Origin of the sequence: Pseudomonas sp. C27(2019), from assembly GCF_008807395.1 — a bacterium.
Classification (GTDB): Bacteria; Pseudomonadota; Gammaproteobacteria; order Pseudomonadales; family Pseudomonadaceae; genus Denitrificimonas.
Genome location: NZ_CP043320.1, coordinates 525,784 through 540,459, shown reverse-complemented (window position 1 = coordinate 540,459; position 14,676 = coordinate 525,784). Strand labels below are relative to the sequence as shown.

Sequence of the window (14,676 nt, the reverse complement as noted above, 5' to 3'; positions counted from 1 at the left end):
GGCTTGAATACATAAAACCCGGCGTGCTTGCTTAAGCTTGCTTGGGTGGCAACCAGTAAATCTCAGCCTCCAACTCACTCACGGCCTGCTGGTAGTCTTGCTTGGTACCAAAACCCTGCTTAACGATCTCCATGGGCGTGCCCAGCTGATCCAGTGGCTGCACTTTCAGCACGTTAAGACTTTCGATTTCTTCCACACCTGCATCAGCGTACTTATCCAGCAAGGCATTGAGCACGGTCTGCGCCGTCTCTGAATACTTGGTAAAGTAGTTGCGCTTTTTAACCTGATTGGCACGTTCACGACGGGTCAAAGGTGGTTGATCATAAACCACATGACAGATCAGGTCGAAAGGATCCATATCTTGACCCACTTCGTCCTGCAGCGCTTGCCAAATAATACCGGCATTGGCCAGCTCATCGATAATCGTTTGCTTGCGATCCGCTTCATGCCAACGCTTAGTAAAATCATCCAAACTGGCAAACTGCTTGGTGAAGGTTTTACGGGTGTAATCCTGGAATGATTCAGTCACCAGCTTGCCGTCTGCATCATAATACTGCACTCGCTGCGCCACTATTTGCACAGGCACACCTTTGACGTAGTATTTTTTAGCGGACTCACCACCCTCGCCGCCGCCAAAGGGACCATTCTCACCTTCACCTGTTGGCTTAACGTAATCACCCGCCTCTTCAGCTTGCTCTTCGCCAGCCGTGGTATCCAGCTCTTCATCCGTCTCACCGTTGATGATTTCTTCGAGCTCATCACCACCTTCGTTAATCTGTCCTGACCTAACTGTCATGATGCGCTCTGGAATCCCATCGAAACGCTCGTCAGCAAATAACTCGGTAGCTTTTTTAAAGTCGAGAATGGTAAACCAAAGCTTGCTGTACTTTTCATTGATACGCGTACCGCGACCAATGATTTGCTTAAACTTGGTCATCGACTTGATGTTTTGGTCCAGCACAATCAGCTTGCAGGTTTGCGCATCGACACCAGTGCTCATCAACTCAGAGGTGGTGGCAATCACAGGATAAGCACGCTTAGGATTAATAAAGTTATCCAGCTGCGCTTTGCCGAGCTCATCATCACCGGTGATTTTCATCACATATTTATCGTTTTTCTGCATCTGCTCTGGATTGCAATTAATCAGAGCACGACGCATACGCTCGGCATGGTCAATGTCATTACAGAATACGATGGTCTTGGCCATTGGATCGGTGCGCTGCAGGTAGCTGCTGATGGTTTTTGCCACCAACTCAGTGCGCTCATCAATTACTAGAGTGCGGTCAAAGTCTTTTTGGTTGTAGATACGGTCATCGATCAGCTCGCCATGCTTATCAGTCTGCCCTTTGGTCGGACGCCAGCCTTGCAGGTCAATATCCAAGTCCACACGCACCACTTTGTAAGGTGCTAAAAAGCCATCCTCAATACCTTGCTTTAAGGTGTAAGTATAAATTGGATCGCCAAAGTAATCCGAATTGGACACATCTTCGGTTTCTTTCGGCGTGGCGGTTAAGCCCACTTGGGTGGCACTACTGAAGTATTCCAAAATCTCACGCCAAGAGCTGTCTTCTGCGGCACTGCCACGGTGACACTCATCAATCACAATCAAATCAAAGAAGTCAGGCCCAACTTGTTTAAAGGCTTTCTGCGATTCTTCTGGACCGGTTAAGGCTTGGTATAAGCCGAGGTGAATTTCAAAGGCTGGATCAACTTTACGGCCTTCGATCTTGGTCATCGCTGTGCCAAACGGCTGGAAGTCATTAATACGAGTTTGATCAACCAAAATGTTGCGGTCGGCTAAAAACAAAATGCGCTTTTTATTTCGCGCTTTCCACAAGCGCCAGATGATTTGAAACGCCGTGTAGGTTTTGCCTGTACCAGTAGCCATCACTAACAGAATGCGATCTTGGCCGCTCGATATGGCTTCAATGGTTTTATTAATGGCTTGCAGCTGGTAGTAACGGGGCATTTTACCGCTGCCATCATCGTGATAATCCTGAGTGATGATGGGCAGCTGTGCCTGCGTATAGCCTTTCCACTGGCAGTACTTACCCCATAGATAAGCGGGTGATGGAAAGTCCGCTAGAGCAATCTCAGTTTCGATGTGCTGGGTATTGGTTTTGTCATGAAAAATAAAACCATCGCCATTAGAAGCAAAGACAAAAGGCACTTCAAGCAAGCTGGCATAATCCAACGCCTGCTGCATGCCCTTGCCTATTTCGTGCTTATTCGCTTTCGCTTCAATCACGGCAAGCGGTAAATTGGGCTTATGGTAGAGGACAATATCGGCTGATTTAACTGTCTGCCGCGCAGCCATTTGACCACGCACAACCACCTTACCATCGCGCAGTTTCACTTCTTCACGAATCTGCGTCATATCATCCCAGCCTGATTTTTTAATGGCAGGGAGAATGAATTTACTGATGATGTCAGCTTCGGTGAGTTTGGACTTGTCGATACCTGCCATGGCGTTGGGCTTCCTGTCTAGCGTTGTTAATGAGTGGCACTTTAACATGTAAGAGCCACATTACTATAACAGCTGGCTACTGCACTGATCTGCACAATAAGAAAGCACTAATCCAAACCAGCTAACTAATATAGTTTTGATGACTGACGCTTCATAATGACTATCGGCACGCCGTGACTGACTACCCAGCTTTAAGGTACCTCGCGCACAAGCTCAACGAGCTGAAAGCAATCTTAAAACCACCAAAAATAAATCAAGCACGAACCATGTCGATCATAAAAGATTCAAATCAATCATCCGTGACGCAAAACTGGTCACAGAAAGGGTCACAGCAAGAATACGCATAGATAATTTAGGAAAAAGACAGGGTTTTTGCTACCCAGAAACGAAAAAACCCGTTAAGTATCAACTACTTAACGGGTTTTCGTAATATGGCGCAGTGGACGGGACTCGAACCCGCGACCCCCGGCGTGACAGGCCGGTATTCTAACCAACTGAACTACCACTGCGCAATTCTTGAAAGATTATGGTGGGTGATGACGGGATCGAACCGCCGACCCTCTGCTTGTAAGGCAGATGCTCTCCCAGCTGAGCTAATCACCCATGTCTCTCGAAGTGGTGCGTATATTAGAGGTCAAAACCACTCTTGGCAAGCTCTAAATAGGTTTATTCTTATAATTAATCCAATGACTTAGCAAAACCGCCGATATTCACGTGTGTTCAGCTCAACTTTGCCAAGGATTCAACACAGATGGCACCAACATCATTGCCGATAGCCCAGTCATCAGCAAAACACCGAGATGGCTGACAGGCTACTTTTCCCTGCGGCTTTATTGGCAAAGACACTATACTGCGCAGCTGCTAATGAACTATCCACTGCTAAAAACCTACAAACGTTCATTGCTACAGTTCTTATTTTTAGATTAAGAGTCTGCACCTTACAAACAATCACTGATATTATATACAGCATATTTATACTCAGCCATACCAAGCAAGAAGCGTCTGCACTTGCCATCAAAACGCTGAGCTCATTGTCCTCACATTATATTTGGAGTTTTTATGTGGTTTCGTAACCTGCTGATGTACCGTTTAACATCAGACACACCTTTAACAGCTGACGCCTTAGAAACTGCACTGGCCGCTAAGCCTGCACTGCCCTGCGGCAGTCAAACACTTTCAACCTACGGCTTTGTTGCGCCCTTTGGCAAAAATGAAGACGCACCATTGGTACACAGCGGCCAAGGTTTCTTACTTATTTGCGCGCGCACTGAAGAGCGCATTTTGCCAGGCAGCGTCGTGCGTGATGCCGTCAAAGAAAAAACCGATGAAATCGAAGCAGCTGAAGGCCGTAAGGTTTACAAAAAAGAGCGTGATCAAATTAAAGATGAAGTCACGCAAGCGCTGCTGCCGCGCGCATTTATTCGCCGCTCCAAAACATTTGCAGCTATCGCACCGGCGCAAGACTTAATTCTAGTCGACACTGCCAGCACGAAACGCGCGGAAGAGCTGCTCTCGACCTTGCGCGAAGTGCTAGGCAGCTTGCCTGTACGCCCGATCGCCGTTAAAGCAGCGCCCACTGCAACCTTTACTGAGTGGGTTAAGCAGCACCAAGCCAGCAACGGCTTAGTCTTAACCAATGAGTGTGAATTGCGCGACAGTGCCGAAGATGGTGGCATTATCCGTATCAAGCGCGAAGACTTGGCCAGCGAAGAAGTGCAAATGCATTTAGCCGCAGGCAAGTTAGTCACCCAGCTGACTTTGGCGTGGCAAGACAAGCTAAGCTTTTTGATCGATGACAAACTCACCATCAAGCGTCTTCGCTTTGAAGATTTACTCTTGGATCAAGCCGAAGAAGACGGTGGCGATGATGCAGCCAGCCAGTTTGATGCTAGTTTTATTCTGATGATGATGACTTTCGTTGAGTTTATTCCAGAACTTATCGAAGCTCTAGGTGGTGAAGAAATCCCACAAGGGATTTAATGCTTACCGCTACTATGCCAGCGTAGCCATGGATGGCGCAGCTCCGCAATCGAGTTAGGGTGATTGAGCAGCATTAGCGAGGCACGTCAGGCGCTAAACTTGCTCAATGATTGCTGCTGATCATTTGAATCAAAGCAAAGCCCTCTAAACCTTTAGCAGCCAAGCTTGCCGCTGCTCAGCTGTATGAAAGGTCCAGGCTAAAAAGCGACTTTGTTTCTGCCCTTGCGCCATACTGCAGACCCGCACATCCATAGCGCCTACTTGCTTTAAGACACGCTGCAATAAACGAATATGCGCAGACTTTGATACTAGCGTGGTAAACCACAGCACCTGCTCAGCGTAATCCTTACTCTCTTTGATCATATTGCGTACAAAAGTTAGCTCACCGCCTTTACACCATAACTCGTTACTTTTGCCACCAAAATTCAATGCCGGTAACTGGCGCTGCGGCGCTTGTTTACCTAGATTGCGCCATTTGCGCTGACTACCACTGGCCGCCTCGCTAGCACTGCTATGAAAGGGTGGGTTACACAGGGTACAGATCACCCGCTCATCAGCGCGCAAGATGCCCTTGAAAAAAGCAGACTTATCTGCCTGCAAGCGCAGCTCAATCATCTTATCTAAATCATTCGCTGACAGTGTTTCAGCGGCGCTGGCCAATGCTTTAGGATCAATATCACTTGCAATAAAGCGCCAACCATAATCATGATGACCTAATAATGGATAGATACAATTCGCGCCTGTCCCCACATCTAACACAGTAAAATCAGCGCCACGCGGAATCTCACCTTGCCCATCAGTACTTAACAGATCAGCCAAACCATGAATATAATCCGCACGCCCCGGCACCGGCGGGCACAAATAACCTTCAGGAATGCGCCAGTTTTTAATGCCATACAATTGCTTTAATAATGCTGCGTTAAACACCCGCACCGCGGCAGGGTTGGCAAAGTCGATACTTTCTTTGCCATAAGGATTAATGATCACGAAAGCCTTTAAGCGCGGCTCAACAGCAATCAGTGCAGCAAAGTCATAACGGCCCTGATGGCGGTTACGCGGATGCAACAATGCGCGCGCTGATGGTGTGTTCATAAACAAGAATCCTTACTGGTGCTATAAAAACGCAGTATACCAGCAAGCAAAGAAGGCTCTACAGCGGCCTACTTTAAATTGAGTTTGAATCTGTAAACCGAACGGAAGGGCGGACATGTATGCCCGCGATTATAGATATACGGGTGTTTTTAAATCATCTTGCGTATTTAACCGCAAGCCGTGATAAACGGTAGGGTGGGCATTTATGCCCACGAATCGCAAAGGCTTCATTGTTGACGATATTCCCGCGGGCAACGAGTGTCCGCCCGATTTTGCGTTCGCAGCGGTTGGTGCTGTGCATAAATGCTGCAATATATCGCGCCCTGGGCGGGCATTTGTGCCCGCGATTTAGGGTGCAAGCAATACAGAAGATTAGCTTTCTGGACGCACGAGCAACGCCGAACCCCAAGATAAGCCCACACCAAAGCCCGACAACAGTACATTACGCCACTGATCATTAAAGCCATAATGCTCAAGCAACATTGGAATCGATGACGACACCGTATTACCCGCACCAAACATATCTTTAATCACTTTGCTGCCATTATCGCCGAGACGCTTAGCAATCGCATCAACAATTGCACCACTACCCTGATGTACACAAAATGCATCGACATCATCCATGCTCATATGCAGATCATCCAACACTTCCTGCATATGTGGAATGATTTTTAAACTGGCAAAGTTAAACACTTGACGGCCATTCATATGAAAACAGCCTTCTTTCACCGCTAAATACTCAGCACCAGCGCCATCACCGCCAAAGCGTGACGGCCCCAACTCCCACACCGGATCTTCAGCCATCCAAGTTGCAGTGGCTGCATCACCAAATAGCAATGTGGTCATCCGATCAGAGCGATCCATGATTTTTGAGTAAGGATCTGCGGTGACTAAAATAGCATTTTTCAGGCCCGCCGCCTGCATAAAGCCCTTGAGCACATACAAGCCATACACATAGCCCGAACATCCGAGCGACACATCAAAACAAGCTGCGTGAGTCGACAGACCCAACTTATGTTGAACAATTGCCGACGTATGCGGCAGCCCTTCAGCATCACCATTTTGCGTCACAACCACCAGCGCCTGAACATCTTCAAGCTTTAAATCAGCGCTTTTAGCGAGCAAATTCTGCACAGCACGCACACACAAATCCGAGGTTTCTTCATCGTCGCCCTTCACAGACAAAGTCGTTGTGCCGAGCTTATTGTGTACAAATTCTTCATCGCGGCCAAAGCTCTGCGCTTGTGCGATGTTATCAATTCTTCCCTCGGGGATATAACTTGCAATACTGCGTATGCCAATCATCGTGCATCTTCCACGTTAAAAGCCGTCTTAGATGACCGCCAGCTCAGCACTCGACTTGAGAGTCACTGATAAGTAAAAAGATACGCACATCACTGCACGTTATCTGCTGTCGACCAACCTTTAAATTCTGTTTGTGCTGTGACGCCTCACAATAGCCTGACGACACATAACGCGCTATAGGCCAAAGGGCGTAAGCCTGATAGTGAGCAACAACAGACTTATTATCCACAACACACCAACCTGCATCTTGGTCAGTAACCGCGTATATTCTGTGTATCAAGGCCTTTGCGTGGCAGTCCAAGCGATGACAACTTTAACACACAACATAACGCTACCCAGCGATTATCAAGTCTCTAATTTTTTAACCTTTCACCAGCGTGATAGTCAGCAATTTGCCGAGCGGGCCTGTCATAACACTCTCGCAAAAGGCTTAATCTGGGAAAACACCCCAGCCTGCTTAAGCATTCGCTTTAGCCCTGGACATGCTTATGCGCAACTGCAGCTAGAAACCAATCAGCCTACAACAAAGCTATTACAGGATTGGGCTGCTTGGTTGGACTATTTCTTGGGCCTTAAGCAGCCCACCGCTGACTTTTTCCAGCAGCACCAACACCACCCAGAATTCGGTGCATTACTACGCCAAAACCCAGGTTTACGCGTGGCACAAACCAGCAGCCCCTTTGAAGCCATCAGCTGGGCAATTATCGGCCAGCAAATCAGCGTTACTGCTGCATTAAATATACGCCGTCGCTTTATTAAGCTGACTGGCGAGCAACACTCATCTGGCCTCTGGTGTTACCCCGATGCACAGCGCGTTGCTCAGGTATCCATTGACGAACTGCGCAGCGTTGGTTTGTCATTCAACAAAGCCCGCGCTATCGCTCAGATCAGCCAACTACTCAACAGCCAAACCTTAAAATTCCCCCAGCACGTCAACGCAGACAATGTAGAACAACTGCGCACTGAACTATTAGCCATTACTGGCGTTGGTCCTTGGACAGTCAATTATACGCTGATGCGTGGTTTTGGCTGGCTCGATGGTTCGCTACATGGCGACGCCGCTGTACGCCGTTATTTGCAGGTACTGCTCAAGCAAGACACGCTGAGCGCCAAGCAAACCGAGCAATGGCTTGCACAATTTACCCCTTGGCGTGCTTTAGTTGCTGCACATCTATGGCACTCACAAGGATTTAGTGGTTAAACGCAGTCAGCATTCTTGCGTAGCAGGTGTGGCATAATGGCTTTCTTTTTTGCCTGCTTAAGCTCATGACCCACATCCCTGATCGCATATTCAACACACCACTCGCGCAAGTTCCTGACTTCAAGTTCAATGAAGATGTGGTGCGCGTGTTTCCCGACATGATTAAGCGCTCCGTGCCCGGCTATCCAACTATTGTGGAAAACACCGGTGTACTGGCCGCACAATTCGCCCAAGCCAATAGCACGCTGTACGATTTAGGCTGTTCACTGGGTGCAGTCACCCAAGCTCTGCGCCGCCATGTCAGCCATAGCGGTTGTAAGGTGATTGCCGTAGACAGCTCCAGCGCCATGGTTGAACGCTGTCGCGAACACCTCAACGCGCAAGATGCAATGTTTCAAGAGTTGCTACCGGTGGAGGTGATTGAGGCGGATATCCTCAGCCTAACCCTGCAGCCCACCTCATTGGTTACGCTCAACTTTACCCTGCAATTTATCGCCCCCGAGCAGCGCTTAGAGCTGCTGCACAACATTCACAGCGCCCTACTCCCAGGCGGCGCTTTAGTGCTCTCAGAGAAGCTACGCTTTAACGATCTAGCCGAGCATGACCTGCTTAATGAGTTGCACTTGGCCTTTAAACGCGCCAATGGCTACAGTGAGTTGGAAATTGCCCAGAAACGCCGCGCCATCGAAAAAGTCATGCTACCCGACAGCCTTGAACAACACCGTGAGCGCTTATACAGCGCTGGTTTCAGCAAGGTTGTGGTGTGGTTTCAGTGTTTTAATTTTGCCTCGTTGATTGCCATCCCATGATTGATTACACCCCGTTAGTTCATCAACTCGCACGCACCCCACTCAAACAATGGTCGCGCGGTATTCAGCAACAATTTGATGAGCTATTCGCCATCAGCCACGGCGACCTACCGCGCTGGATGACCGCTGTCGATGCTCTGCCAGCATTGACGCCTGCCAGCGTGGAGCTAAAAACTGAATTCAAGCTGGACGGTCCCTGCAGTGACGCCGAGCGCGAGCAGTTACATACAGCCTTACAAGGCTTAATCCCTTGGCGCAAAGGCCCGTTTCATCTGTTTGATGTGCATGTCGATACCGAATGGCGTTCAGACTGGAAATGGGACCGGGTTAGTCCACATCTGGATTTAAAAGATAAGCGTATTTTAGATGTCGGCTGCGGCAACGGTTACTACATGTGGCGCATGCTCGGTGCCGGTGCCAAAACTGTGGTCGGGGTTGATCCAAACTGGCTGTTTTTCTGTCAATTTCAGGCCATGCGGCGTTTTTTTGATGCGCCGCCCGTCTGGCACTTGCCCTTCGCCTTAGAAGACTTACCAGCCAAGCTCGAAGGCTTTGATACGGTATTTTCGATGGGCGTGCTCTACCATCGCAAGTCGCCGATCGATCACCTCTTAGCGCTGAAAGACTGTTTAGTCAGTGGCGGCGAATTGGTGCTGGAAACCTTAGTAATTGAAGGCGACTGCAACCAAGTCCTAGTCCCCGAAGATCGCTATGCGCAGATGCGCAATGTCTGGTTTTTGCCGTCTGCGCCTGCGTTAGAGCTGTGGCTGCGTCGCGCTGGCTTTAAAGATGTGCGCTGCGTGGATGTCAGCCACACCTCAACCGACGAACAACGCTCCACCGAGTGGATGAAATATCAATCATTGGTTGATTTTTTAGATCCAAATAACCCAGAGCAAACCGTTGAAGGCCTACCGGCACCCATGCGCGCCGTGATTGTCGCGCGTAAGCCCTAAGCATTTGCGCGCAACAAGCGATGAACGCGGGCACAAGTGCCCGCCTTACGGTTTGTGTGATGCATATATCGTGGTTGCTGCGTGAGTATTAACCCGCCACTCGTGCCAAGGGAAATAACCGCTTAAAGTTATCCGTGGTTTGTGCCGCAAACTTTTCGTAGGTCACGCCACGCAACTCAGCGACAAACTTCGCCACATCCACCACATATTCAGGGAAGTTAGGCCGGCCACGGTGCGGCATCGGTGCTAAATAAGGTGAGTCGGTTTCTACCAGAATACGATCACTGGGCACTTGCAAGGCCACTTCTCGTAGCGCTGCAGCATTGCGAAAGGTCACGATACCGGAGAACGAAATGTAATAGCCCAAATCCAGCGCCGCTTTGGCCATCGGCCAGTCTTCAGTAAAGCAATGCATCACCCCAGCTTGCGACAATGCTGCTTCACGCAACAAGGCAAGCGTATCCTGCTTGGCTTCACGGGTATGCACAATCACCGGTTTGCCGCATTTGCGCGCCGCATCTAAATGCAAACGAAACGAATCCTGCTGCATCTGTGCCGTTTCAGACTGATAGTGATAATCCAAACCTGTCTCACCGACAGCAACGACACCTGGATGATTAAGCTCATCAAGCAACCACTGCATGGTCGGCTCACTGCCGCGGCTTAAATCCAGCGGATGCACACCCACTGAACAATCAACATCTGCATAGCGTTCGGTAAAGGCGCGCACCGTAGGTGCATTTTCTACACTGATGCCAATGCATAAAAAATGCTTAACCCCTCGTTCGCGTGCCGCTTGCAACGCGCTATCAAGACAGCCGTTGTATGCGGTTAAATCAAGACGATCAAGGTGGCAATGTGAATCAATAAGCATGGTGACAACCGCAGTTATAAATGAGTAGATGGTATGACTTTATAAGCCCGAGCTGCTAAAGCGTATGAGTTTGACGATCAGTTTTAAGTGCGCCTGCTAGATAGGTTTCGATTTTGTTGCGAGTATTTGCACCGTCTTCATTAAACTGCACACCAACACCAGCAGCACGGTTACCTTGTGCGCCACGCGGTGTAATCCAAACAACTTTGCCAGCAACCGGTAAACGTTCTGGCTCTTCCATCAGGGTCAGCAACATAAAGACTTCATCGCCTAATTGTAATCTTTACTGGTCGGAATAAATAAGCCGCCATTTTTGATAAACGACATATAAGCCGCATACAATACGGACTTATCTTTAATGGTCAGGGTTAAAATACCACCGCGTGGGCCGATATTAGGGGGCAAACTCATAGCACCTTCCTTACAAATCATTGACCGTGTAATTTTAACAACTGGTTGCAGTTACAACCTAGGCCGATATTTAATTATACGCATAGATTCGCACTCTTATCGTGGCAACAATGTCTGCCAACGAATCAATAGCGCTTCTAACAACAAGTCCGCACGCAACGGCACGCGACGCAAAACCTTTTCTCGATGCTCAAGCAACCAATCTTGCGTCTCTGTTAAAACATCAAGCGGTGCGCGCGGTGCCACATGCTTGAGTACAACGCTCATATCATCCAAGCCCAGCTGGCTGTCATCTTCAGTCATTTTATAACGCAGAATCAATTGCGCCCACTGACAAAACCAGTCAAACAACAGCTCTTGCGGTATTTTCGCCCAAGCGACCGCGAGCTCACTGGGGCTACTCTGCTGTTTAAATAATTGCTTAACACCCATCACCACCTGCTCACGAATAGTCAGCACATCAGCACTTAATAATTTTTGTGCATTAAGTGGCGAACCTGACGCCAACGCCAACAGGGTACGGCACTGTTCCTCGCTTAGCTCAGCTTGCTGCTGCAACCACTCGACGCCGTGCGCTATGCTCGGTAGCGGACACACTTGCAAAACACAGCGGCTTTTAATGGTCGGTAACAAAAAACTAAATTGGTGACTGATCAGTAAAAACACAGTTGAACCAGCCGGCTCTTCTAGGCTTTTCAATAAGGCGTTGGCTGAGCCCGTGGTCATAGCTTCAGCAGGCTCAACAATCACCACTTTACGCCCGCCCTGCTGGGAGGTTTGCAATATTTTCGCCACCAACTCGCGCACACTGGCAATCAAAATGCCTTTGCCTTCTTCAGCGGGCTCTAAGCGCAGTAGATCTGGGTGGGTATCAGCAGCGTATAAATGACAGGCTGAGCATTGCCCACAGGACTGCTGTTGTAATGGCGATTTACACAGTAAAAACGCAGCAAAACGCTCAGCTAAAACACGCTTGCCGCTGCCCTCAGGGCCATGCAGCAAATAGGCATGCGCTTGCTCGCTGCGCCCTGCCAAGGTTTGCCAAAGCTCTGCCTGCCACGGATACAGACTAGTTTGCACGGGCACGTTCCACGATTTCTAGCAGATACACATCAAGGCATTTCTGTACGTCAGGCAACGCCAGTTGCGCATTGACGAGGCGAAAACGCTCAGGATCATCACTGGCACGTTGTAAGTAAGACTGACGTACCGCTTCAAAAAAATCCTGCTGCTCTTGTTCAAAGCGATCAAGCTTGCCACGTGCAACGGCACGTGCCATACCATCGGCAACTGGCAAATCAAATAACAAGGTCATATCAGGGCGCAAGTCTCCCTGTACAAACTGTTCGAGCAAAGCAATACGTGAACAATCCAAGCCGCGTCCACCGCCCTGATAGGCATAGGTGGCATCAGTAAAACGATCACAAATAACAATTTTACCTTCATCTAGAGCCGGCAAAATAATTTGCGCTAAGTGTTGCGCGCGCGCGGCAAACATCAATAGCAGCTCGGTATCAATTGCCATTGTTTCAGCATGCGGCGCCAATAAAATATTGCGAATTTGCTCTGCAAGCGCTGTTCCACCCGGCTCACGGGTTAACACCACACTCAAGCCTTGCGCTTGCAACTGCTCAGCAAGGTACGCCCGATTAGTGGTTTTACCAGCGCCTTCTGGGCCTTCTAAGGTAATAAATAATCCACGCATGATAGGTCCTTATTGGGTTGGCTTCGGCGCAGGGCTGGAGCGGTAGTCAGCGCGGCGTTTGAGCTGGTACTCACGTACCGCTTTGTTGTGCTCGGCGAGCGAGTTGGAAAATACATGGCTGCCATCACCACGTGCGACAAAATATAAACTTTTACCCGGTTTAGGATGCAAAGCAGCATAAATCGCCTCACGGCCTACCATGGCAATTGGCGTTGGTGGCAAACCAGAAATCACATAGGTGTTATAGGCTGTAGGGCGGCGTAAGTCTGCTCGAGTAATCTTGCCCGTATAGCGCTCGCCCATGCCATAAATAACAGTTGGATCGGTCTGCAATAACATACCGATAGCAAGGCGGCGCATAAACACCCCGGCAATTTCATCACGCTCGTGCGCCACACCGGTTTCTTTTTCAATAATTGAAGCCATGATTAATGCTTCGTATGGATTACTGTAGGGCAAGTCGTCGGCACGCTGCGCCCACTCTTCGGCTAAAACTTTCTGTAAGCGCTGATTGGCTTGGCGCAGAATATCAAGATCGCTTTGGCCGCGAACAAAATTATAGGTGTCTGGAAAAAACTGCCCTTCTGGATGAACGTCAGCCTGACCAAGTTGACGCATTAACTCGCTGTCACTGACCTCGCCAAGGGTATGTTGCAACACATCTTGTTGCGCTAATGCTGCTCGCACTTGGTTAAAGTTCCAGCCTTCTACTAGCGTGACACGGTGCTGGACAACATCACCCGTGCTCCATTTATTTAACAGTTGAGCGACATTCATGCCCGGCTCAAGTTGATACTCACCGGCATGCAGTGGCTGCACATGACCTTGCAAGCGCCAACTCAAGCGTAGCCAAAGCGCACCACGCAAGGCCCCTTGCTCCTCAAGCTGCAAAAGCAGTCCATTGGGCGTACTGCCTGCAGGAACATTCAGAACCTGCTCAGCTTCAAGCTGCAAGGACTGCTTAAGCACCTCGTTTTGCATCCAAAACAACAGGGCAGCGGCCATCACAACAAATAAACAGCCACTCAAAAAAGTAATTATCAGCTTACGCAACACGGCTCGTCATCCACTAAGTCGCTAATCAGTTGCTGCAGTTTACGGGTCATAGGGCCGACCGGCCAGCTTTGTTGCGCATAGCCTAGCACCGGCCAAATGCCGTAGAGACTGTTACATGTGAAGACTTCGTCAGCCTGCTGCAAGTGTTGCAAGGTGATATCCATGACGTGCGCCGCCAAGCCTGCAGCTTGAGCGCGCGCTAATAGCTCTGCTCGCATTACGCCTGCAACACCACAACGACTTAAGTCAGGGGTCAGCAACTGCTGGCTGTGGACAATAAAGATATTACTAAACACCCCATCAACAACATGCCCTTTCTGGTCAAGTAACAAGCCTTCAGCAAACGCAGGGTCAGACCACTCAGCGCGGGCCAACACTTGCTCTAAGCGATTGAGGTGTTTTAAGCCTGCCAGTAAAGGCTGCTCTGCAAGGCGCAGCTGGCATGCAAACAGGCGAACACCTTCGGCTGCATGAGCACTCGGCCATTGTGGCGCACTGGAGGCTTGTAAAATACGTTGCGGCACACAAGGGCTTGGACTGGCATAACCACGTTGTCCCGCACCACGCGTGAGGATTAACTTACACACGCCTTGGCCAAGCTGCTGCATATATGCCTGCAGTTCTGCACGTAACACAGGCATATCACAGGGTATAGCCAAGCGCTGGCAGCCGTCTTGCAAGCGAGCTAAATGCCGCTCAAACAATAGCGCGCGACCCTCTCGCACTTTAATTGTTTCAAATAGGCCATCGCCATAAGCCAAGCCTCGGTCAGCCAGCGCAATACAGTCGGCCGGCTGACCGTTAATCCAAGCTTGCACGT

At 49.4% G+C, this 14,676-nt stretch carries 12 protein-coding genes, 2 tRNA genes and 1 pseudogene; 4 read left to right on the top strand and 11 right to left on the bottom strand.

The window, feature by feature from the left end; genetic code table 11:
• Window positions 1-31: 31 nt before the first annotated feature.
• From hsdR to FXF61_RS02550, 3 genes are all read right to left on the bottom strand, one after another.
• Entirely contained in the window at window positions 32-2,458 is a 2,427-nt protein-coding gene (hsdR, locus tag FXF61_RS02560) for an EcoAI/FtnUII family type I restriction enzme subunit R (protein ID WP_218571851.1), read from the bottom strand.
• 441 nt (window positions 2,459-2,899) lie between these two features.
• A tRNA-Asp gene (locus FXF61_RS02555) sits at window positions 2,900-2,976 on the bottom strand.
• 18 nt (window positions 2,977-2,994) lie between these two features.
• Window positions 2,995-3,070 (bottom strand) — tRNA-Val (locus FXF61_RS02550).
• Between the two features lie 456 nt (window positions 3,071-3,526).
• On the opposite strand from FXF61_RS02550, the gene rdgC reads away from it, so the two are divergent.
• Window positions 3,527-4,447 carry a recombination-associated protein RdgC gene (gene rdgC / locus FXF61_RS02545; protein WP_151183799.1) on the top strand — a complete coding sequence of 307 codons (921 nt, stop codon included), beginning with the start codon at window positions 3,527-3,529 and terminating at the stop codon, window positions 4,445-4,447.
• 144 nt (window positions 4,448-4,591) lie between these two features.
• Here the strand turns inward: rdgC and rlmF are convergent, their stop codons facing one another.
• Complete coding sequence (rlmF, locus tag FXF61_RS02540) at window positions 4,592-5,539, bottom strand: 23S rRNA (adenine(1618)-N(6))-methyltransferase RlmF (RefSeq protein ID WP_151183798.1); 948 nt, start codon at window positions 5,537-5,539, stop codon at window positions 4,592-4,594.
• Between the two features lie 372 nt (window positions 5,540-5,911).
• Window positions 5,912-6,844 carry a ketoacyl-ACP synthase III gene (locus FXF61_RS02535; RefSeq protein ID WP_151183797.1) on the bottom strand — a complete coding sequence of 311 codons (933 nt, stop codon included), beginning with the start codon at window positions 6,842-6,844 and terminating at the stop codon, window positions 5,912-5,914.
• Between the two features lie 304 nt (window positions 6,845-7,148).
• Here FXF61_RS02535 and FXF61_RS02530 point away from each other — a divergent pair, with 304 nt between their 5' ends.
• The 3 genes from FXF61_RS02530 to cmoB all read left to right on the top strand — a co-directional run bounded on the left by FXF61_RS02530 (window position 7,149) and on the right by cmoB (window position 9,810).
• Window positions 7,149-8,045 carry a DNA-3-methyladenine glycosylase gene (locus tag FXF61_RS02530; protein WP_151183796.1) on the top strand — a complete coding sequence of 299 codons (897 nt, stop codon included), beginning with the start codon at window positions 7,149-7,151 and terminating at the stop codon, window positions 8,043-8,045.
• Window positions 8,046-8,110: 65 nt separating this feature from the next.
• Complete coding sequence (cmoA, locus tag FXF61_RS02525; protein WP_151183795.1) at window positions 8,111-8,854, top strand: carboxy-S-adenosyl-L-methionine synthase CmoA; 744 nt, start codon at window positions 8,111-8,113, stop codon at window positions 8,852-8,854.
• Window positions 8,851-9,810: a tRNA 5-methoxyuridine(34)/uridine 5-oxyacetic acid(34) synthase CmoB gene (gene cmoB, locus FXF61_RS02520; RefSeq protein ID WP_151183794.1), complete on the top strand. Its 960-nt coding sequence runs from the start codon at window positions 8,851-8,853 to the stop codon at window positions 9,808-9,810. Before cmoA ends, cmoB begins: the two co-directional genes overlap by 4 nt.
• A gap of 88 nt (window positions 9,811-9,898) precedes the next feature.
• On the opposite strand, the gene FXF61_RS02515 is transcribed toward cmoB, so the two are convergent.
• The 6 genes and pseudogenes from FXF61_RS02515 to pabC all read right to left on the bottom strand — a co-directional run bounded on the left by FXF61_RS02515 (window position 9,899) and on the right by pabC (window position 14,674).
• Window positions 9,899-10,684 carry a TatD family hydrolase gene (locus FXF61_RS02515; protein WP_151183793.1) on the bottom strand — a complete coding sequence of 262 codons (786 nt, stop codon included), beginning with the start codon at window positions 10,682-10,684 and terminating at the stop codon, window positions 9,899-9,901.
• A 55-nt stretch (window positions 10,685-10,739) separates the two neighbouring features.
• A pseudogene (locus tag FXF61_RS02510) lies at window positions 10,740-11,095 on the bottom strand (PilZ domain-containing protein).
• A 96-nt stretch (window positions 11,096-11,191) separates the two neighbouring features.
• Entirely contained in the window at window positions 11,192-12,175 is a 984-nt protein-coding gene (locus FXF61_RS02505; RefSeq protein ID WP_151183792.1) for a DNA polymerase III subunit delta', read from the bottom strand.
• Window positions 12,165-12,800: a dTMP kinase gene (gene tmk, locus FXF61_RS02500; protein ID WP_151183791.1), complete on the bottom strand. Its 636-nt coding sequence runs from the start codon at window positions 12,798-12,800 to the stop codon at window positions 12,165-12,167. The genes FXF61_RS02505 and tmk overlap by 11 nt, the downstream gene beginning before the upstream one ends.
• A 9-nt stretch (window positions 12,801-12,809) precedes the next feature.
• Window positions 12,810-13,856 carry an endolytic transglycosylase MltG gene (gene mltG / locus FXF61_RS02495; protein WP_151183790.1) on the bottom strand — a complete coding sequence of 349 codons (1,047 nt, stop codon included), beginning with the start codon at window positions 13,854-13,856 and terminating at the stop codon, window positions 12,810-12,812.
• The gene (gene pabC, locus FXF61_RS02490) at window positions 13,841-14,674 is read right to left on the bottom strand and encodes an aminodeoxychorismate lyase (protein ID WP_151183789.1); all 834 of its coding nucleotides are present in this window, start codon (window positions 14,672-14,674) and stop codon (window positions 13,841-13,843) included. The genes mltG and pabC overlap by 16 nt, the downstream gene beginning before the upstream one ends.
• Window positions 14,675-14,676: the final 2 nt, after the last annotated feature.

Bases quoted from the DNA above. Each gene is read 5' to 3' on its own strand.
- FXF61_RS02530 (WP_151183796.1), top strand. From the start codon at position 7,149: ATGACAACTTTAACACACAACATAACGCTACCCAGCGATTATCAAGTC.
- rlmF (WP_151183798.1), bottom strand. From the start codon at position 5,539: ATGAACACACCATCAGCGCGCGCATTGTTGCATCCGCGTAACCGCCAT.
- FXF61_RS02535 (WP_151183797.1), bottom strand. From the start codon at position 6,844: ATGATTGGCATACGCAGTATTGCAAGTTATATCCCCGAGGGAAGAATT.
- rdgC (WP_151183799.1), top strand. From the start codon at position 3,527: ATGTGGTTTCGTAACCTGCTGATGTACCGTTTAACATCAGACACACCT.
- FXF61_RS02515 (WP_151183793.1), bottom strand. From the start codon at position 10,684: ATGCTTATTGATTCACATTGCCACCTTGATCGTCTTGATTTAACCGCA.
- tmk (WP_151183791.1), bottom strand. From the start codon at position 12,800: ATGCGTGGATTATTTATTACCTTAGAAGGCCCAGAAGGCGCTGGTAAA.
- cmoB (WP_151183794.1), top strand. From the start codon at position 8,851: ATGATTGATTACACCCCGTTAGTTCATCAACTCGCACGCACCCCACTC.
- cmoA (WP_151183795.1), top strand. From the start codon at position 8,111: ATGACCCACATCCCTGATCGCATATTCAACACACCACTCGCGCAAGTT.